The organism is Verrucosispora sp. ts21, assembly GCF_002879555.1.
In the GTDB taxonomy this organism is placed as follows: domain Bacteria; phylum Actinomycetota; class Actinomycetes; order Mycobacteriales; family Micromonosporaceae; genus Micromonospora; species Micromonospora gifhornensis.
This window is the reverse complement of record NZ_PNOZ01000012.1, coordinates 14,740-34,051: the sequence shown is the minus strand read 5'-3', so window position 1 is coordinate 34,051 and position 19,312 is coordinate 14,740. Positions and strand designations below refer to the sequence as shown.

Below are 19,312 nucleotides of genomic sequence, written 5' to 3'. Positions count from 1 at the left end.
TGTCGGGACGTGCCGTCAACAGTTAACGACCACGGTGGCCACGGATAGACGGACCCGGGTGCGAACCGGGTTGTGTCTCGGTGGCCCGGGCGCCGCGCGTGACGGGACCACCCTCAGCCACGTCGGTCCGGTTTTGAAACTTACGTGGGTCAATGAAGATAGCAGCAGTGCGTCCACAGCACGAGCCTGTGTTTCCTGAGTTCCCTGAGCGGTGTCACGCCTGTCGATCGGTCAGGTCTCGCGGTGGACGGCACGGTGCGCACCGGCTGCTGTTCGGGGCGATCTGGACGCCGCTCATGCGGCGGGTCGGCGCTATTCCTTCGCCTGGGATGGTCGCGACTTCTCCGTACGTGTCATGTGCGGCAGGACCGGGCACCCGTCGGCGTCCTCCCGTGGTGGGCGGCCGGCATCGACCGGCCCACCGGGTGGATCCGGCGGGCCGGGCGGGTGTGCTGTCGCGAGTGACCGCGCCGGTTCTGTTGCCGGCGGGTGGGTCCGACACCGGTGGCGGGTCTGGTCCATGTGTCGGAGAACGTCTCCGAGTCCCGGTGTACGCCGCGACGGTGCGGTGGCGACGGGGGCGGGTGCGGAGGTCGACGATGGTTGATTGAGGTGGACGGGTGGTGGTGGACCGGTGGGGGTGCTCCCGAAGCGCGGGCTCAGGGCAGGGGAAGTGCGAGCAGGATCGGTGGGTCGAGCGGGGTCATCCGGCGCAGGTGCAGATCGGCCTCCATGGCGCCGGGTCGGCGGCTGATGGTCATCGGGCCGTGTACGCCGATCAGGGCGTCGTCGTCGCTCCAGTGGGCCTGCCAGTAGTCTTGGCGATCCCGTAGGCGGGAACAGGCCAGCACGTACCACCGCCCGGGTGGTGGACTCTCCAACCGGTACGGTCCGGGCTTTTCCAGTACGGTGCACCGCACCGGACGCCCGAGCGGGACCGGGTCGCGGAAGAGCCCGATGAAGGTTAGCCGGTCCTCGGCCTGTTCGGATTCGGGTGCGTGGAGTATGCCCTGGATCGCCGGGATCGGCGGTTGGGCAACAGCCCGGTTGTCGACGGGGACCTGTGGTGTCACCCCGCGCAGTCTGCGGTAGGTGCTCGGTGAGACCCCCACACTGCTGCTGAAGCGGGAGCTGAAGGTGCCCACGCTCGCGTAGCCAACCTCATGGGTGATCTCGGTGATGCTCATGGAGGTGGACAGCAGCAGCTGTTTAGCTCGGTGCAGCCGCATGACCATGAGGAAGCGTCCGGGGGAGATGCCGGTGGTGCGCTGGAAGATTCGGGTGAAATGGAACTTGCTGAACATGGCTGTTCGGGCCATGCCGTCCACGGTGTGTTGCTCCGCTAGGTCCTCCCGGATGGTTTCGATTACCCGACCGACGGCTCGCTGGATACTGTCTTCCATCGCATCCCCCAATCCGATGGCTGCGCTTGTGGCGACGTTTGTGTGACTGTGGCGTGGCGACGTCAGATGTTGGCGTGTGGCGATACGCCGTTCCGCGCGTGCTGGTTCTGTTAACCCAGCTTTTATTTGCGAGGAAAACATTGACTGTTGACGGAGGGAAGTTGTGCGGTGACGCAGGGTTATGCTATCCGGGCTCAGCGTCGTAATCAACAGCGAATCATGCAGGTCAATTCGAGTTTCCCGCCGACACTGGTCAGGCCGGAAAAAACGGGCGCTTGCATCGTATGTGGCGAAAGCAGCAATTGGTGCGGTGGGTCGAGGAGTGATCATCCAGTTTGTCGGATGCCCGCCCGGCGGAACGTTCGCAAATGGGACGATCCGCCGTTCCGGCGGGCGGACCTGCGCGAGACAGATGTCCGACGCCTTTTCACGTGGTGTGTGCTTGACCTGACCGGTCAGTCCTGATCGGTCTGGGAGAACTGCCCCGGCCGCCGGCCGGGCCCGGCCGGCCCCCGGTACGCCTGGGCGATGTCGAGCCAGTGCTCGGCGTCGCTGCCGACGGCCCGCACCGCGAGGTCGTCGCGGTGCCGCCGGCGCGTGACGAGCAGGCAGAAGTCTTCAGCCGGGCCGGTGATCCGCTGGTTGGCGTCGGGCGGCCCGAACTCCCAGAGTGCGCCGGACGGGGCGGTGATCTCGAAGCGGAACTGGACGTCCGGCGCCGTCCGCCCCCGGGCGAGGTAGCCGAAGTCCCAGGTCCGGACGGCGAACCCGACCAGGTGGCCGAGGCGGTCGGTGTAGGCCGGGCGTACCCCGAGAGCGTCCAGGACGTCCCGGCCGTGCGCGAAGACCTCCATCATGCCGGCCGCGGCGAGCACCGGCGCCGGCAGTGGTCGCACCAGCCAGGGCACCATCTGGCCGGGCGGCACCGCGGCGAGTGCCTTCTCCGCGGTGGCCCGCTCGGTCCGCCACCGGGACAGCAGGACCGTCGGTGGTTCGACGACGAAGTCGGCCATGGCGGCCGCCACGTTGGCGTCGAAGTCGTCGCTGAGCCGGGAGGTCATCTGCTGGAAGGCGGCTGGTTGCGCGGCGGCGAGTCCGGCGAGTCGGAAGGTCGCGGCCAGATGGGCGATCTGGTGTCGGACCGCCCAGCCGTGTGCCGGTGTGCTGGTCTCCCACTGCTCGTCGCTCAGCGTGGCCACGACGGCGTCGAGAGCCTCACTCTCCGCAGTGAGATCGGCGATCACGTCCGGTGCCTGTGTCACGTCGATACCTCTTCCTGAAATGGTTGGTCGGCGGCGGCGTTCCGCCGGGGCCGGCGAATTTTGCTTCTTACCCATCGGTAGGCATCATTGCCTTGGGTGGATATAGTAATTTTCGGTGGAAGTGTCTGCGCGTGGAGAGAATTCTCTGACGTGCGGCGACGCGCCCTGGGTGTGATCACGTCGAATAGACTTTCCGAGTGTGCCCCAGTCGGCGACCGTATTCCTTCTTTGTTCGTGCTTTCAGCCGGTTGGCCCGCGGCGCCAATTGCGTTCGGGTGGCCATCGCCCCGTCGGCCAGCCAGGGAGCGCCTTCCGTGATCGTTCTGTCACTCAGAGCAACTGTGAAGTAGGCGCAGGTCAACTCGTGCCCATAGCCTCGGTTCGTCTGGAGACACCGGACGAGGACCCGGACCCGATCGGGTCCGTCTTCCCTGGGGAGAGCTCATGGCAGGCCTGTGGCGTACCCTCCGCGCGCAGCTGATGACGCCGGACATTGCCGAAACGACGATGAGCCGACGTGGATTTCACGTCAAGGACGAGCCGGCCCGCCAGCGGCTGGAATCCGTCGGTGCCAGCTTCCTCACCGGTTTCCGGACCGCGGTCGAGGCCCGCGAGGAGTCGGACATCGGTCGACTCGATTTGATCGAGCGGCAGTTCCGTGGCTTTGCCTACGAAGGGGCCGCCATGGGCTACGCCGTGCTGGACGGGGTGGCCGGTGGCAACCGCACCACCCGCTTCCTGACCGGCGCCGGCGCGCCCCACATCTACATGGCCTACGTGGGGATCGGCTGGGCGTTCGCCAAGGTCCCGCGCTGGCGCTGGCGGGCGCTGGCCGCGCCTGACCCGTTGCTGCGCTGGCTGGTCCTCGACGGCCTGGGCTTCTACCGCGCCTACTTCGAGACCGACCGGTACGTCCGCCAGCAGACGGTCGCTCCGGTGCCGTGGCCGCCGGATCTGCCGGGCGACTACCCCCGGCGCGCGCTCGACCAGGGCATCGGCCGGGCCAGCTGGTTCGTCGCCGGAGCCGATCCCGACGTCGCTGCGGACATCATCGGTCGCTTCGACGCCGACCGGCACGCCGATCTGTGGAGCGGCATGGGCCTGGCGGCCACCTACGCCGGTGGCGCCGACCCCGACGACCTGAAGAAGCTCGCCGTCCACGCTGGCCGGTACCGTCCGCAACTCGCCCAGGGCGCCACCTTCGGCGCGCAGGCACGACTGCGGGCCGGACTGGTCACCGAGCACACGCCCCTGGCCACCGAGGTGTTCTGCGGGTGCAGCCCGGAGGAGGCGGCGGCGGTCACCGACCGGGCCCGGGAGAACCTCCCGCCCGACAGCGCCGAACCGGCCTACGAGGTGTGGCGTCAGCGGATCCAGGCGCAGTTCGCCTGACCCAGTGACCTACCGCACAGAGTGGACACGGTGCAGCGCATGGCGACAACAGCGGACGGGATGACCCAGCCCTTGGCGTTCGCCGCGCGCTTCACCCGCGTGGTGCTCGTCCACGACCCCGGTCGGCTGCTGGTCACCACCACCACGCTCAGCCCCGGCGAGACACCCGGCCTCGACGAGCCGAGAGACCCCACCGCTCCATTGCTGCCGGCCGCGCACGTGCTGGAAGCGCTCGCGCAGGGGTGGGCCGCGCTCACCGGCCACCGGGGTCCGCCGGTGTTCGAGGCGGTCGAGTTCGGTGCGCCGCTCGCCGTCGGCGAGGACGTCGTCAGGCTGCGACTGACCGCCGCGGCTGAGCCGGTGGCCAACGCCGTCGTGGTCACGTTGCGCGGTGAGCACCGAGGCCGTCAGGTGACCTACGCCCACGCCCGGCTGCGGCACCCGGGCGCCGGACGGTCGGCCGTTCCCGCTTCCGCCGTACCGTCGGCCGCCGATTTGCCGGTGCCCACCGCGCTGCCGATGCCGCCCGCGCGGGTCGGTGGCCTCGCGCCGTACCGGCCTTCTCGCGCCTTCTTCATCCAGGCGGGAGACTCGGGCCGCCGGCTGCGCTACCGCGAGATCACCGCGTCGGGCTGCGTGCTGGAGCTGACCGAAGGCGATGCGGTGGGATCGGTCGCCGCCGTCGCCGGCCCGTTGGTGCTCGGCGACCCCGGTGTGCGGGACGCTTTCCTGCGCGCACTGCGCCCCTGGGCGCCCGACACGGTGCTGCAACCGCTGGGCGTCGACCGGATCTGGCTGGCCGGGGCCGGCCCCTACGAACAGGTGACGCTGCGCGCGACCCGCCGGGTCGAGGACGACGACGTTCACCGGTTCGACCTGGAAACCCTGGCCGGCGGGCGAATCGTGGAACGGTGGACCGGGCTGCGCCTGAGACCGCTGCCGGTACGCCGGGCTACCGGTCCGTGGCCGGCGCAGGTGCTCGGGCCGTACCTGCGCCGCAGGCTCGCCGCCCTGACCGCCCATGACGTGGCCGCCGTGCTGGAGCCGGGCCTGCGCCGGGGGTGGCGGCGGCAGCACACCGCGCTGGCCGTGTCCCGGCTGCTCGGTGACGGTACGACGGTGCGCTACCGACGCGACGGGCGCCCCGAGGTCGGCGGCGGTTGGTGGATCTCGGCCGCGCACGGCGCCGGCCACACCCTCGCGGTGGCGGCGCGTACGCCGGTCGGCTGCGACCTGGAAACCGTCGTCGAGCGTACGCCCGTCGAGTGGCGTCAACTGCTCGGCGCGCACCACGCGCTGGCCGAACTGATCGTCGCCGAGACCGGCGAATCGCTGCACCGGGCGGGCACCCGGGTCTGGTCGGCGCTGGAGTCGCTACACAAGGTCGGCGTCACCGCGTTCACCCCGCTGACCTACGACCGGGACACCTCGGACGGATGGCTGCTGCTCAGCGCCGGCGGCTGGCGGGTGTCCACCTGCGCCACGGGGCTGCGCGGCGGGCCGGACAATCTGGTGGTGGCGGTGGCCGCCCGCCACCAGCCGACCGCCGGCTGACCCGGCGGGATTCCCGGCTGCCACGGATGGTCACCTGGCGCCGGCCGCCGGGACCGGCGGGCGCATTTGTGCGCCCGTGCTATTCCCATCGCCTGAGGGTCCTAAATAGATACGGACAGCATGACACGAGATGCCGACCCGCCGCTCGCCGTACACCATTGGTGTACGCCAGGCTGGATGAATGTAGCGGAGGGCGTCAGGCGCCTTCAGTAGTGACTTGAATTGCCCTCGGTCGCCGATTCGGGCCCTGCGTTTCCTGTCAGTTCGAGTTGAGCGTCAGAGGTGATGCCCGTGCCCCCGGCAATCGAAACCAACCAGGGACGAACAATGGTGCTGGAGGCGTACGCCGACACGATTCTGCCGGGCGAGAAGCGGTGGCCGGGCGATCGTGCCGTGGCCGGCGTCTCGTCCGACGGCGGCGCGGTCGCCGCCGGAGCGTTGCTGGCGCTGGGTTCTCCCGAGGGCGGCCTAGCCCCGGCGCTGGACGCGCTGGCCGACGGACTCGATGAGCACGCCGAGGAGTACGCCGCCGAGGCCGGCATCGAGCTGGACCCGGAGGTGCCGGCGTTCGTCTCGCTCGACTTCCCCGACCGGGTCCGGCTGGTGCAGCGCCTGACCGACCCCACGCACCCGGAACGGGAGGCGTGGATCAGTCTCGCCATGTTCAGCGTCATCGCCTTCGACGCCGCCGCACACTCCCACACCGTGGAGGCGCTCGACGCCGGCCACGTCGGACTGAAAATCATCGGCTTCCGCCAGCCCGACTCCGACGGGCTGTGGCGGTTCGACACCTACAGCTACGGCCGGCAACTTGCCCAGCCACACCCCGACACCACAGCCTCCGGGAGCCCTGCATGACGAGTTCCGAGAGCACTGACGTCCTTGTGATCGGCAGCGGCTTCGGCGGCGCGATCACCGCGTATCATCTCGCCGCGGGCGGCGCGCGCGTGGTCGTGCTCGAGCGCGGGCCGTGGCTGTCCGGTGAGGAGTTCGAGCACGACTTCAAGTTTGGCTCGTCGTCGACGCGGGTCTTCGACTTCGTCGTCGGCGACGGGATGAGTGTGCTCAGCGGCAACTGCGTGGGCGGCGGCAGCGTCGTCTACTTCGCCGCGATGCCCCGCGCGCCCCGCTTCGTCTTCGACCGCAAGGGCCGCTTCGGGCACCGGATGTGGCCGTCCGCCATCTCCCGCAGCACGCTCGACCCCTGGTACGACCGCGTGGCCGAGGCGCTGCCCGTCTCCCAGACGAGCTGGGACACGGTGCCGTTCTCCGGTGGGCTGTTCGGCGCCGCCTGCGACCACGCCGGGCGGACGGCGAACCCGGTGCCGGTGGCGTTGGACCAGGCAAAGTGCACCAACTGCAACTGGATGATGGCTGGTTGCCGGTTCGACGCCAAACGCTCCCTGCTGCTCAACTACCTGCCGGCTGCACTGGCGCACGGCGCGCAGATCCGTCCGCTGCACGAGGTGCAGTACCTCAGCCGTACCGACGACGGTGGCTACCGTGTGCACTACACCGTCCTGGACGACGTCGACTACCGCGTCGAGGTGGACAGCGGCACGATTGACGCGAAGATCGTCATCATCGCGGCCGGTGCCGGCGCCACGCCGGTGATCCTCCAGCGCTCCGAGCCGACCCTCGGCGCCATGCCGCACGCCGTCGGCCGGTACTTCTCCGGCAACGGCGAGCGACTCAACACCGCCATCTTCGACGAGGAGCGCATCCGCGACGTGCTCGGCCTCAGCCGGCCGGACGGGGTGCCGTACGAGGCGTACCAGATCGGCAAGGGCCCCTGCGTGGCCAGCTGGGACCGGCTGGACGGGTCCCTGCCCGAGTACGAGCGGTTCTCGCTGGAGCAGCTGTACTTCCCGCCGGGCTTCGGCACCATCCTGGCCCAGGTGCCCGACGCCGTCGGGCCGACCTGGTTCGGCGCGGAGAAGAAGGAACTGCTGCGCACCTGGCAGTCCTGGCTGACCGTCTTCACGATGAGCGAGGACGACAACGAGGGAGAGTTCGGCGCCGTGCCGCCCAGCGGCAACGCCGTACGGCTGTCCCAGCAGATGCTGGCCCGTGGCTCGCTGCGCTACGAGCCGACCGAGAACACGCTGCGCGGTTGGGCGCTGTCCGACGCGGAGGTGCGCGACATCCTCGAACGCGACGGGCTGTCCCGGGTGATGCCGTGGACCAACGACGTGGTGGGGGCCTACACGGTGCATCCGCTGGCCTCCTGCCGCATCGGCGACAACCCGGCCACCTCGGCCCTGGACGACCGCCACGAACTGCGCAACCACCCGGGCATCTTCGTCACCGACGGCTCCGCCGTACCGGCCGGCCTGACCGTGAACCCGGCGATGACCATCGCCGCGCTGGCCGAGCGGGCGGTGCCCGGCATCGTCGCGGCGGCGCGGGCCCGAGGAGTCGATGTCCAGTACGGTGCTCCCGCCCCCGACGGGGCCACGAGCAGCCGCGACGCGGTGCTGCCGTTGGCGCGCAGCGCACTGCGACGGTGAGTGGCCTCTACGCCAGGGTGGCCCGGCGTCCCTCCCGGGGACACGTACGCCGGGTCACCCCGGTGCCCATCGAGCGAGCCGACGGCCTCACCGCCGTCGTGTACGGCCAGGTGGAGCGGGACTTCGGCATGCTCGCCCCGCCGGTGAGCCTGCACTCGCCCGCGCCACCGGTGCTGGCCGCGTGCTGGATCGTGCTGCGCGAGACGCTTGTCGCCGCCGGCCGGGTGGACCGGGCCACCCGGGAGGCGGTGGCCGCCGCCGTCTCCACGGTCAACTCCTGCCCGTACTGCGTGGAGGTGCACTCGGCCACCATGGCGGGGCTGCTGCGCTCCGCCGCCGACCCGGCCGGTGACGACCAGCGGCGCCGGGTGGCCGAGTGGGCCCGCGCGGGCACCGACCGCACCCAGGCCCGTGACCTCGTGCCGCCGGTTCCCGCCGTCGAGGCCGTCGAACTGCTCGGCGTGGCGTTGGTCTTTCACTACCTCAACCGGATGGTGAACGTCTTCCTCGAACCGTCGCCGCTGCCGGCCGCCCTGCCGTCGGCGCTGCGCGGCGGTGTCCGCCGGGTCTTCGGCCAGTTGATGGCCCGCGGCGCCCGCGGCGACCGGCCGCCCGGCACCGCCCGGGACCTGCTGCCGGCCGCCCCACTGGCCCCGGATCTGGCCTGGAGCAGTTGTCACCCCACGCTGGCCGACGCGCTCGCCCGGGGCGGCGCGGCCATCGACGCCGCCGGGCAGCGGTCGGTGCCCACGTCGGTACGCGACCTGGTCGCCGCCCGGCTCGACGACTGGGACGGCCGACCGACGGGGATCAGCCGCGCCTGGGTCGGCGAGGCGGTGCGTGATCTGCCCACCGTCGACCAACCGGCGGCACGGCTGGCACTGCTCACCGCCTTCGCCTCCTACCAGGTCGACGACCAGGTGGTGGCCGACGTCCGCGCCGCCGGGGCCGACGACCGAGCGCTTGTCGAGCTGACCGCATGGGCCAGCATGGCCGCCGCCCGCCGGGCGGCCGGCTGGGTCCGGGTCGACCCGGACGCCCCCGCATCCTCGTGACCGCCGCAGCGTCGGCGGCCATGCTGTCCGGTACGACTCCGTCGAGGGAGGAACGCGATGTCCACCGTTCTGGGCTCGTTGCGCAGGCTGGCGCTGGCGCCGGCGCTGAGTGAGGTCGGCTTCGCCCGCCGGGGTTTCCCGGGGCCGTCGTCACCGGCCACGGCCCGGCTGGAGGCGATTCCACGGGCCGTGGTCTGCGGCTTCGAGTGGGGGATCGACTGCCGCGGCCTCGAGGAGGTGCAGCAGCGGGTCGAGTTGGTCGACGAGGGCATGCGGGGCTTCGCGTACGAGGGCGTCACGATGGCCTTCACCGTGCTCGACGCGATGGGCAGCGGGCGGCGGCGACGTACCCGTGAGCTGCTGCTCGGCCCGGGTGCGCCGCACCTGTTCCTGGCCTACATCGGCATCGGCTTCGCGATGGCCCGGCTGCCGCGACCGTTGTGGCGCAAGGTGGTGCCGGAGTTGGAACCCGGTCCCTTCCACCCGACGATGACCTGGCTGGCGGTGGACGGGTACGGCTTCGACCTGGCCTACTTCGACGTCGCGAAGTGGGTCGACGAGCAGCGCCGGCCGGCGCCGTACGACTGGCAGGGGCACCGGGACTACTTCGGTCGCGCGGTGGACCAGGGCATCGGGCGGGCCCTGTGGTTCATCCACGGTGCCCGCGTGCTCGATGTCGACGCCGCCGTCCGGCGGTTCGCCCCGGAACGTCACGCCGACCTGTTCAGCGGTGTCGGGCTGGCCGCCACCTTCGCCGGTGGGTGCGGTGAAGCGGACCTGGCCACGCTGCGCCGAGAGGCCGGCGAGCACGCCCCCGAGCTGGCGCTGGGCAGCGTGTTCGCGCTGCGCGCGCGAGTGCACGCGGGGTTCGTGCCGCCGCACTCGGCGGTGGCGGCGGCAGCGCTGTCCGGGCTGTCCGTGCCGGCCGCCGTCGCCCTGGCCGACGACACCGCACCGGCGCCGGACGCCGGCGGATCCGTGCCGCCGTACGAGCGGTGGCGGGCCAACATCCGTCGGCAATTCGAGCAGACGGCGGCCGCCGCAGCCGAGTGATGCCCGACATTTCCACGTCCTTCCACGTCCTTCCCAGTCCTTTTTGGGGACTCAGTTCCGCAGATTGGGAAGCATATCTTTATGTGTCATCAGTTCGATGAGCAGCAATGCTTGGCATTTTTCGAGTAGCCCGGGTTTCTGACCTCCTGTGAGGATCTGCTGACACGCCCTACGAATGGCGGGGCGGCACGAAGAGGGTCCGGACCAGCATCTCGGTCCGGGTCCCGCGTGCCGCCCGTCAATCGGAGAGGGCGCAAGCCACCGGCTATTGCGAGTGGCCGAGCGGCCCGCGGTCCGACCGGCCGGGGCCGGTAGTTCACCGCGACGCGCGGTGGGGTCGCCACCGACGAATCCGTCACCAACGGGAGGTCTTGAGTTCATGTCAATGACGATTGGCTTGCTGCGCCGGCAGTTGGCCGGAATCATCGGCCTCGCACTCGTGGTCGGGATGTTCTTCGCCGTCCGGCTCCCCAGCGCCTCGGCGGCGGAGCGTACGGAGTTGGCGTCCCGGTACGCGTTCGAGCCCATGGGCATCGCGCTGCCGGCCAGCAAGCATCAGCAGACCGTGCGCAAGGTCAACCAGACGTACACCCACATCGACGCCTGGATCTCCTCGGTGGGCGCCGGCATCGCGATGAACGACCTGGACGGTGACGGTCTCGCCAACGACCTGTGCATCACCGACCCGCGCACCGACCAGACGATCGTCACCCCGACTCCGGGTCTGGGCGAGCAGCGGTACCAGCCGTTCGCGCTGGACGCCGCGCCGTTGCCGATCAGCCGGATCACCGCACCGATGGGCTGCGCGCCGGGTGACTTCAACGAGGACGGCCGGATGGACCTGCTGGTCTACTACTGGGCCCGCACGCCGATCCTGTTCCTCAACAACGGCAAGGAACTCAGCTCCGGCACCGCCGCCTACCGCCCCGTCGAGCTGGTGCCCGGCGTCGGTGTCGGCGAGTACAACGGCCCGCTGTGGAACACCAACGCGGTGGCCATCGACGATTTCGACGGTGACGGCCACGTCGACATCTATGTCGGTAACTACTTCCCGCACAGCCCGGTCCTCGACGACACGGTCAAGGGCGGCGTGGAGATGAACGACTCGATGTCCTACGGCCTCAACGGCGGCGAGGACTACGTCTTCCGGTTCACCGAGGGCACCGGGGGCGCCGAGCCCACCGCCGTGTTCCAGCGGGTGGACAACGTGATCCCGCACAGTGCCTCCAAGGGGTGGGCGCTGGCTGCTGCCGCCGTCGACCTCGACGGTGACCTGCTGCCCGAGCTGTACCTGGCGCACGACTTCGGTCCCGACCGGCTGCTCTACAACCGGTCCACCCCGGGCAACATCGAGTTCGCCCTGGTCCAGGGGGCCCGTAGCGCGACCATCCCGAAGTCGAAGGTGCTGGGCCGGGACTCGTTCAAGGGCATGGGCGCCGACTTCGGTGACATCGACGGTGACGGCCTGTACGACCTGTTCGTCAGCAACATCACCACCCCGTTCGGCATCCAGGAGAGCAACTACACGTTCATGAACACCGCCGCCGACCAGAGCGGGGTCAAGACGGCGTTCAGCAGCGGCAAGGCGCCCTTCCGGGACCGTAGCGCCGACCTCGGCCTGGCCTGGTCGGGCTGGGGCTGGGACGTCAAGATGGCCGACTTCGACAACGGCGGCCGGCTCGCCATCGCCCAGGCCACCGGCTTCGTCCGCGGTGAGGTCAACCGCTGGCCCCAGCTGCAGGAACTGGCCACCACCAACGACACGCTGGTGCGCCACACGAGCTGGTGGCCGAACGTGCGTCCCGGTGACGACATCGGCGGCAGTCAGCGTCTGCACTTCTTCGTCGAGGGCAAGGACGGCCGGTACGTCAACATCGCCCCCGAGCTCGGCCTGGACATCCCGCTGCCGACCCGAGGCATCGCCACCGGCGACGCCGACGGCGACGGCCGGCTCGACATGGCGGTGGCCCGGCAGTGGGCCGAGCCGATCTTCTACCGCAACACCAGCCCGGACGCCGGCGCCTTCCTCGGCCTGCGGCTGACCCACGAGACCGCCGATCCGGCCGCTACCGGCTCGCCGGCGGTGGGCGCCCAGGTCATGGTCACCACCCCCGACGGCCGCAAGTTCGTCTCCCGGGTCGACGGCGGCGGCGGGCACTCCGGCAAGCGCAGCAACGAGGTGCACATCGGTCTCGGCGCCGAGGTCACCGGTTCGGTACAGGTCACGCTCTGCTGGCGCGACCGCACCGGGCAAATCCGTAAGCAGGACCTTCAGCTGACCCCGGGCTGGCACGACGTGCAGCTCGGCTCGCAGGCCAACGAGAGGTAACGGAGATGGCCGACACCAAGACCAGCCCCGTCCGGCACGACGCGAAGACGACGACGGCGCTGCGCCGCTTCGCGATCTCGATCACGATCTTCAACATCGTCGGTTACGTCTACCTCGGTTTCGAGCAGCCCTGGCTGTGGCCGTTCATCGCGCTCGCCACCGGCTACACGGTGGAGATTGTGCTGGAGGTGATCGGTGCCCGGGCCGAGGGTCGCGCGCCGCGCTTCCTCGGCGGTGGAAGGCGCGGATTCGTCGAGTTCCTCTTCCCGGCGCACATCACCTCGCTGGCCGTCAACATGCTGACCTACGTCAACGACCGGGTCTGGGTGATGATGTTCGGGGTCACCGTGGCGATCGCCGCGAAGTGGATCCTGCGAGCCCCCGTCCGGGGTCGACTGCGGCACTACATGAACCCGTCGAACTTCGGCATCGCGATGATCCTGATCCTCTTCCCGTGGGCCAGCATCGCGCCGCCGTACCACTTCACCGAGCACACCCCGGCGCTCGGTGACTGGCTGGTGCCGGCGATCATCCTCACCGCCGGCACGATGCTCAACGCCAAGCTCACCGGCCGGACGTGGTTGATCATGGGCTGGCTGTCCGCGTTCGTGCTCCAGGCGGTGATCCGTGGCGTGGTCCTGGACGTCTCCATCCTGGGCGCTCTGGGCATGATGACAAGCGTGGCGTTCGTGCTGTTCACGAACTACATGATCACCGACCCGGGAACCAGCCCGTCCCGCCCGGCGTCACAGATCGCCTTCGGCGCCGGCGTGGCCAGCCTCTACGGGCTCATCACGGGCATGGGCATCGCGTACGGGCTCTTCTTCGCCACCGCGGCGGTCTGCCTCATCCGCGGCATGTTCCTCTGGGCGCTGCACATCTCCAACAAGGCTCGCGAAGAGCGGGAAGCTGCCGCCGCCGCGGCGGCGCCCACCGACGGGGTGCCGGTCCCCGCGACCGCCACCACCGACGCCCACGCCGCGGGCCCCAACTCCCACAAGGAAGCGGTGCCGGCATGAGCAGGATCGCCGTCGTCGGCATGGGATGCCGATATCCCGACGCCGCCTCTCCCGGTGAACTGTGGGAGAACGTGATCACGGGTCGGCGGGCCTTCCGCCGCCTGCCGGACGAACGGATGCGGCTGGCCGACTACTGGGACGCCGACCGCAGCGTCCCGGACCGGTTCTACGCCCGCAACGCCGCGGTCATCGAGGGGTACGAGTTCGACCGGCAGAAGTACCGGATCGCCGGCAGCACGTACCGATCCACCGACCTGACCCACTGGCTGGCCCTGGACACCGCAGCCCGGGCGCTCGGTGACGCCGGTTTCCCAATGGGCGCCGAACTGCCCCGCGAGCGCACCGGCGTGGTGGTCGGCAACACCCTGACCGGGGAGTTCTCCCGGGCGAACGTGATGCGGCTGCGCTGGCCGTACGTCCGGCGGACAGTCGGTGCCGCCCTGCGCGAGCAGGGCTGGGACGACGACCAGCTCGCCGACTTCCTCGGCACCCTGGAACAGCGATACAAAGCGCCGTTCCCGGCCATCGACGAGGACACCCTGGCCGGTGGCCTGTCCAACACCATCGCCGGACGGATCTGCAACTACTTCGACCTCAAAGGCGGCGGCTACACCGTCGACGGCGCCTGCTCATCGTCGCTGCTGTCGGTGCTCACCGCCTGCCGCAGCCTGGTGGAAGGCGAACTGGACGTCGCGGTCGCAGGCGGGGTCGACCTGTCGATCGACCCGTTCGAGATCATCGGCTTCGCCAAGACCGGTGCGCTGGCACGCGGCGAGATGAAGGTCTACGACCAGGGCTCCAACGGCTTCTGGCCCGGCGAGGGCTGCGGCATGGTCGTCCTCATGCGCCACGAGGACGCGGTGGCGCAGGGCCGGCGGATCTACGCCTCCATCGCCGGATGGGGCATGTCCTCCGACGGCAAGGGTGGCATCACCCGGCCGGAGGAGGACGGCTACCGGCTGGCGCTGACCCGGGCGTACGCCCGCGCCGGGTTCGGCATCGAGACCGTGCCGATGTTCGAGGGACACGGCACCGGCACCGAGGTCGGTGACGCGACGGAGCTGCGGGCGCTGACCGAGGCGCGCCGGGCCGCCGGCGCGTCCGGCACCCCGGCCGCGATCAGCTCGATCAAGGCGATGATCGGGCACACCAAGGCAGCGGCCGGGGTCGCCGGCCTGCTCAAGGCGGTCCTCGCGGTGCACCACCAGATGCTGCCGCCGACGGTCGCCTGCGAGGAGCCGCACGAGGTGCTCACCTCGAACGAGGCGAAGCTGCGGGTGCTGCCCACCGCCGAGCCGTGGCCGGCCGACGCGCCGCTGCGCGCCGGGATCACCGCGATGGGCTTCGGTGGCATCAACACCCACCTGGTGGTGTCCGGTGAGGAGACTCCGCGTCGCTCGCCGGACGCCCGGACCCGCACCATCGCCGCCCGCGCCCAGAACGTCGAACTGCTGGTCCTGGACGCGGACACCCCGGCCGAGCTGGCCGAGCGGGTCCAGGCCCTGGCCGCACAGGTGATCCGCCTGTCCTACGCCCAACTCGGCGACCTGGCCGCCAGCATCTACACCGAACTCGGTGACCGGCCGTACCGGGCCGCGGTGGTGGCCCGCTCGCCGGAGGACGCCGAGCGTCAACTGCTGCGGGTGCACGCGGCGCTGCAGGCCGGCGAGAGCCGACTGTACGCCGCAGACGGCCGGGCCTTCCTCGGCCACGTCCGCGGCGCCGCCCGGGTCGGGTTCCTCTTCCCCGGCCAGGGCACCGGCCGGGGTCGACCGGCCGAAGCGCTGCGCCGCCGGTTCAGCCAGGCCGACCGGATCGTCACCGAGGCGGCGCTGCCCACCGGTGACGTGGTGGCCACCGAGGTCGCCCAGCCACGCATCGTCACCGGTTCGGTCGCCGGGCTCAGCGTGCTGAGCGCGCTCGGTATCGAGGCCGACGTGGCCGTCGGGCACAGTCTCGGCGAGCTCACCGCGCTGCACTGGGCCGGGGCGATGGACCTGTCCTCGGTGCTGCGGATGGCCGCCGCCCGGGGACGGACCATGGCCGAGCACGGCCGTCCGGGTGGCACCATGGCCGGTGTCCCGGCCGACCCGGAGACCGCCCGCCGCCTGCTCAGCGGGGAGCCGGTGGTCATCGGCGGCTACAACAGCCAGCGGCAGACGGTGATCTCCGGCCCGATCGACGCCGTCGAGCGGGTGCTGGAACGAGCCGAGGCAGCCGGAATCCCCGGCAAGCGCCTACGGGTCTCGCACGCCTTCCACTCGCCGCTGGTCGCCGAGGCGGCCGAGGCGTTCGGCGGATACCTCGCCGAGGAGCGGTTCCAGCCGTTGCAACGCCAGGTCGTCTCCACCGTGACCGGCACCGTTCTGCCGGCCGGCGTCGACCTGTCGGTGCTGCTGCGTGACCAGATCACCGAGCCGGTGCTGTTCGCGCAGGCCATCGCGATAGCCGCCAAGGAGGTGGACCTGTTCGTCGAGGTCGGACCCGGACGGATCCTGTCCGACCTGGGCCGTACCGACACCTCGGTGCCGACGGTCGCGCTCGACACCGACGACGAGACGCTGGCCAGCGTGCTGCGGGTCGCCGCCGCGGCGTACGTGGTCGGGGCGGCGCGGGTGCATCCTCAGCTCTTCGACGGCCGGCTGGTCCGGCCGGTCAAGGACGTCGACGAATTCAGCTTCTTCGCCAGCCCGTGCGAGACCGACTCCGACGTGGTGCTGCCCGACTCGCCGCAGCCGGTCGCCGCGCCGGCCTCCGTGAACGGTGCCGCACCGACCGGGGAGCCGGCCTCGCTGGTGCTGCGTCAACTCGTCGCCGCCCGGGCGGAACTTCCGCTGGAGATGGTCGGTGAGGACAGCCGACTCCTCGATGACCTGCACCTGAGCTCGATCACGGTCAGCCAGGTGGTGAACCAGGCTGCGCAGCAGCTCGGCGTACCGCCGTCGCGGCTGCCCACCAACGTGGCCACGGCGACCGTACGGGAGGTCGCCGAGGCGATGGAGGCGCTGATCGGCACCGGGTTGGCCGAGGACCTGACGCAGCCGACGTCGGTGCCGGGCGTGGACACCTTCATCCGGGCGTTCGCGGTCGACCTGGTCGAGGCGCCCCCACCGGCGCCGGGAGCGGCCGAGGCGAACGCCGGGTGGCAACTGTTCGGTGGCCACACCGACCCGCGCGCGGAGCAGGCCCGGCAGGCGCTGGCCGCCGGTGGCGTCGGCGGCGGCGTCCTGGTCTGGCTGCCGGCCGACTGCACCCCGGAGCAACTCGAACCGGCGTTGCAGGGAGCCCGGGCGGCGCTGACCGCTTCAGCGGGTGACCGCTTCGTGCTGGTGCAGCACGGCCTGGGCGCCAGCGGCCTGGCCCGGACCCTGCGACTGGAGGACCCCCGGATCCGGACCACTGTGGTGCACCTGCCGGCCACCCTGGACGTCGCCGACCGGGTGCTGGCCGAGGTCGCCGCGACCGACACCTATCACGAGGTTCACTACGACGTGACCGGTGCGCGTCGACAGCAGGTCCTGCGGGCCCTGCCCATCGAAGCCGGTCGGGTCGAACAGCCTCTCGGCGACGGTGACGTGCTGCTGGTCACCGGCGGCGGCAAGGGCATCACCGCGGAGTGTGCGCTCGCCCTGGCCGCCGACGCCGGTGCCAAACTCGCCGTGCTGGGCCGCTCCGACCTGGCCGCAGACGCGGAACTGGCGGCCAACCTGGAACGCTTCGCCGCCGCCGGTGTGCAGGCGCGCTACCTGCGTGCCGACGTCACCGACCCGGTGGCGGTGCGGGCCGCGGTCGACGAGGTCGAGCGCCTGCTCGGCCCGGTGACCGGGGTGCTGCACGGTGCCGGGCGCAACGAACCGGCGGCGTTGACCTCGCTCCACATGGACGCCGTCCACGGCGCGCTGGCACCCAAGGTCGGCGGCCTCGCCGCGGTCCTGGACGCCGTCGACGCCGACCGGCTGAAGCTGCTGGTCACCTTCGGCAGCATCATCGGCCGGGCCGGGCTGCGGGGCGAGGCGCACTACGCCACGGCCAACGACCGGCTGGCCGAGCAGACCCGTCGCTTCGGCGCGGCCCACCCGACCTGCCGCTCGATCTGCCTGGAGTGGTCGGTCTGGTCCGGTGTGGGCATGGGGGAGAAGTTGTCCGTCGTCGAGTCGTTGGCCCGCGACGGCATCACCCCGATCACTCCCGAGCAGGGGGTGGCGGTGCTGCGCCGACTGGTCACCGACCCGGACACCCCGCCCGTGGTGGTGATCAGCGGACGTGCCGACAGCCTGGACACGCTGCGCTTCGAGGAGCCGGAACTGCCGTTGTTGCGCTTCGTGGACCAGCCGCAGGTGCGCTACCACGGCGTGGAGTTGGTCACCGACATCGAACTCACCGCCGGCAGCGACCTGTACCTGCCCGACCATCTGCTCGACGGGAACCTGCTCTTCCCCGCGGTCATGGGCATGGAGGCGATGGCCCAGGCGGCCATGACGGTGACCGGTCGCAGCGAGGTGCCGGTCATCGAGCAGGCCCGCTTCGCCCGGCCGATCGTGGTGCCACCGCACGGCAGCACCACCATCCGGGTCGCGGCCCTGGTGACCGCCGACGACACGGTACGGGCGGTGATCCGTACCGCGGACACCGGATTCGCCGCGGACCACTTCGAGGCGACGTTGCGCTTCGTCGAAGGTCCGGTGCCGGCCGGTCCGCCGGAGCAGGTCGCCGACGATCTGCCGCCGGTGCCGCTGGACCCGGCCCGGGACCTGTACGGCGACACCCTGTTCCAGGGAGCGCGCTTCCAACGGCTGCGCGCCTTCCACCGGGCGGCGGCCCGCGACGTCGACGCCGACGTGGCCACCGTGCCGGAGACCGACTGGTTCAGCGCCTATCTGCCGGACACGCTGGTGCTCGGTGACCCGGGGGTCCGCGACGCGTTGATGCACGGCAACCAGGTCTGCGTACCGGACGCCACGCTGCTGCCGGTGGCGATCGCACGGCTGTACCCGGCCGGGTCCCAGATGGGCACCGGTGAGCCGTTGCGCTACTGCGCCACCGAGCGGGAGCGCGACGGAGACACCTACGTCTACGACATCGCGTTGCGCACCAGCACCGGCGAGGTCGTCGAGCGGTGGGAGGGCCTGCAGCTGCGGGCGGTACGCAAGAAGGACGGCCGGGGCCCCTGGGTGGCGCCGCTGCTCGGCTCCTACCTGGAGCGGACCCTGGGCGACCTGATCGGCACCGCGATCGCGGTGGCGGTGGAGCCGAACGCCGGCGACCAGCCGGAGTTGGCGGTCGGCCGGGCACTCGGGTACGCCGCCGACCTTCGGTACACCCCCGACGGGCAACCGGAGCAGGTGGACGGGCGGTACGTGGCGGTCTCCCACGGCGCGGAGCTCAGCCTCGCCGTGGCGTCCCGTACCCCGGTCGGCTGCGACGTACGGTCCGTCTCGCCGCGACCGGTCGACGGCGGCTCCCCGGTTCTGGGCCGGTACGAGGTGCTGGTCGACCAGGCGGTCACCAGCTTCGGCGTCGACCGGGACACCGCCGCGACCCAGGTGGAGGCGGCGCTGGACTGCTTGCGGCAGGTCGACCTGCCGGAGCACCTCTCGGTGACGCTGACGCCGATCCAACGCGACGGGTGGCTGGTCTTCGCTGCGGGCGCGACGCGGGTGGCGACCTTCGCCACCACCGTGGGCCAAGCGGCCACGCCGGTCGTGTTCACCGTGCGCACCGACGGAGGGCTGTGA

At 71.0% G+C, this 19,312-nt stretch carries 11 protein-coding genes; 9 read left to right on the top strand and 2 right to left on the bottom strand.

Annotated features, from left to right (window positions below; translation table 11 throughout):
* Positions 1 to 659: 659 nt before the first annotated feature.
* Together C1A38_RS07345 and C1A38_RS07340 are read right to left on the bottom strand one after the other, a co-directional pair.
* Entirely contained in the window at positions 660 to 1,403 is a 744-nt protein-coding gene (locus tag C1A38_RS07345; RefSeq protein ID WP_102657075.1) for a helix-turn-helix domain-containing protein, read from the bottom strand.
* Positions 1,404 to 1,858: 455 nt separating this feature from the next.
* Positions 1,859 to 2,665 carry a TIGR03084 family metal-binding protein gene (locus C1A38_RS07340; RefSeq protein WP_102657074.1) on the bottom strand — a complete coding sequence of 269 codons (807 nt, stop codon included), beginning with the start codon at positions 2,663 to 2,665 and terminating at the stop codon, positions 1,859 to 1,861.
* 444 nt (positions 2,666 to 3,109) lie between these two features.
* Between C1A38_RS07340 and C1A38_RS07335 the strand changes: the two genes are divergently transcribed.
* The 9 genes from C1A38_RS07335 (at position 3,110) to C1A38_RS07295 (ending at position 19,312) form a co-directional block, all read left to right on the top strand.
* The gene (locus tag C1A38_RS07335; protein WP_102657073.1) at positions 3,110 to 4,057 is read left to right on the top strand and encodes a DUF1702 family protein; all 948 of its coding nucleotides are present in this window, start codon (positions 3,110 to 3,112) and stop codon (positions 4,055 to 4,057) included.
* Positions 4,058 to 4,096: 39 nt separating this feature from the next.
* Positions 4,097 to 5,611 carry a polyketide synthase dehydratase domain-containing protein gene (locus C1A38_RS07330; protein WP_146017472.1) on the top strand — a complete coding sequence of 505 codons (1,515 nt, stop codon included), beginning with the start codon at positions 4,097 to 4,099 and terminating at the stop codon, positions 5,609 to 5,611.
* Between the two features lie 327 nt (positions 5,612 to 5,938).
* Positions 5,939 to 6,469, top strand: a complete 531-nt coding sequence (locus C1A38_RS07325) for a DUF5987 family protein (RefSeq protein WP_102657071.1) — start codon at positions 5,939 to 5,941, stop codon at positions 6,467 to 6,469.
* Positions 6,466 to 8,121: an FAD-dependent oxidoreductase gene (locus C1A38_RS07320; protein WP_102657070.1), complete on the top strand. Its 1,656-nt coding sequence runs from the start codon at positions 6,466 to 6,468 to the stop codon at positions 8,119 to 8,121. The genes C1A38_RS07325 and C1A38_RS07320 overlap by 4 nt, the downstream gene beginning before the upstream one ends.
* Positions 8,118 to 9,176 (top strand): carboxymuconolactone decarboxylase family protein, encoded by a 1,059-nt coding sequence (locus tag C1A38_RS07315; protein WP_043720639.1) that lies wholly within the window; start codon positions 8,118 to 8,120, stop codon positions 9,174 to 9,176. Before C1A38_RS07320 ends, C1A38_RS07315 begins: the two co-directional genes overlap by 4 nt.
* A 57-nt stretch (positions 9,177 to 9,233) precedes the next feature.
* On the top strand, positions 9,234 to 10,229 hold the full coding sequence (locus tag C1A38_RS07310; RefSeq protein ID WP_102657069.1) for a DUF1702 family protein: 996 nt from the start codon (positions 9,234 to 9,236) through the stop codon (positions 10,227 to 10,229).
* A gap of 379 nt (positions 10,230 to 10,608) precedes the next feature.
* A complete protein-coding gene (locus C1A38_RS07305; protein ID WP_102657068.1) occupies positions 10,609 to 12,558 on the top strand; it encodes a CRTAC1 family protein in 1,950 nt (649 codons plus the stop codon).
* 5 nt (positions 12,559 to 12,563) lie between these two features.
* The gene (locus C1A38_RS07300) at positions 12,564 to 13,577 is read left to right on the top strand and encodes an RnfABCDGE type electron transport complex subunit D (protein WP_102657067.1); all 1,014 of its coding nucleotides are present in this window, start codon (positions 12,564 to 12,566) and stop codon (positions 13,575 to 13,577) included.
* Positions 13,574 to 19,312: a type I polyketide synthase gene (locus C1A38_RS07295; RefSeq protein ID WP_102657066.1), complete on the top strand. Its 5,739-nt coding sequence runs from the start codon at positions 13,574 to 13,576 to the stop codon at positions 19,310 to 19,312. Before C1A38_RS07300 ends, C1A38_RS07295 begins: the two co-directional genes overlap by 4 nt.

What these genes read in the sequence shown, in the direction of transcription:
- C1A38_RS07320 (WP_102657070.1), top strand. Translation starts at nt 6,466, where the DNA reads ATGACGAGTTCCGAGAGCACTGACGTCCTTGTGATCGGCAGCGGCTTC.
- C1A38_RS07300 (WP_102657067.1), top strand. Translation starts at nt 12,564, where the DNA reads ATGGCCGACACCAAGACCAGCCCCGTCCGGCACGACGCGAAGACGACG.
- C1A38_RS07335 (WP_102657073.1), top strand. Translation starts at nt 3,110, where the DNA reads ATGGCAGGCCTGTGGCGTACCCTCCGCGCGCAGCTGATGACGCCGGAC.
- C1A38_RS07295 (WP_102657066.1), top strand. Translation starts at nt 13,574, where the DNA reads ATGAGCAGGATCGCCGTCGTCGGCATGGGATGCCGATATCCCGACGCC.
- C1A38_RS07325 (WP_102657071.1), top strand. Translation starts at nt 5,939, where the DNA reads ATGGTGCTGGAGGCGTACGCCGACACGATTCTGCCGGGCGAGAAGCGG.
- C1A38_RS07345 (WP_102657075.1), bottom strand. Translation starts at nt 1,403, where the DNA reads ATGGAAGACAGTATCCAGCGAGCCGTCGGTCGGGTAATCGAAACCATC.
- C1A38_RS07305 (WP_102657068.1), top strand. Translation starts at nt 10,609, where the DNA reads ATGTCAATGACGATTGGCTTGCTGCGCCGGCAGTTGGCCGGAATCATC.
- C1A38_RS07330 (WP_146017472.1), top strand. Translation starts at nt 4,097, where the DNA reads ATGGCGACAACAGCGGACGGGATGACCCAGCCCTTGGCGTTCGCCGCG.
- C1A38_RS07310 (WP_102657069.1), top strand. Translation starts at nt 9,234, where the DNA reads ATGTCCACCGTTCTGGGCTCGTTGCGCAGGCTGGCGCTGGCGCCGGCG.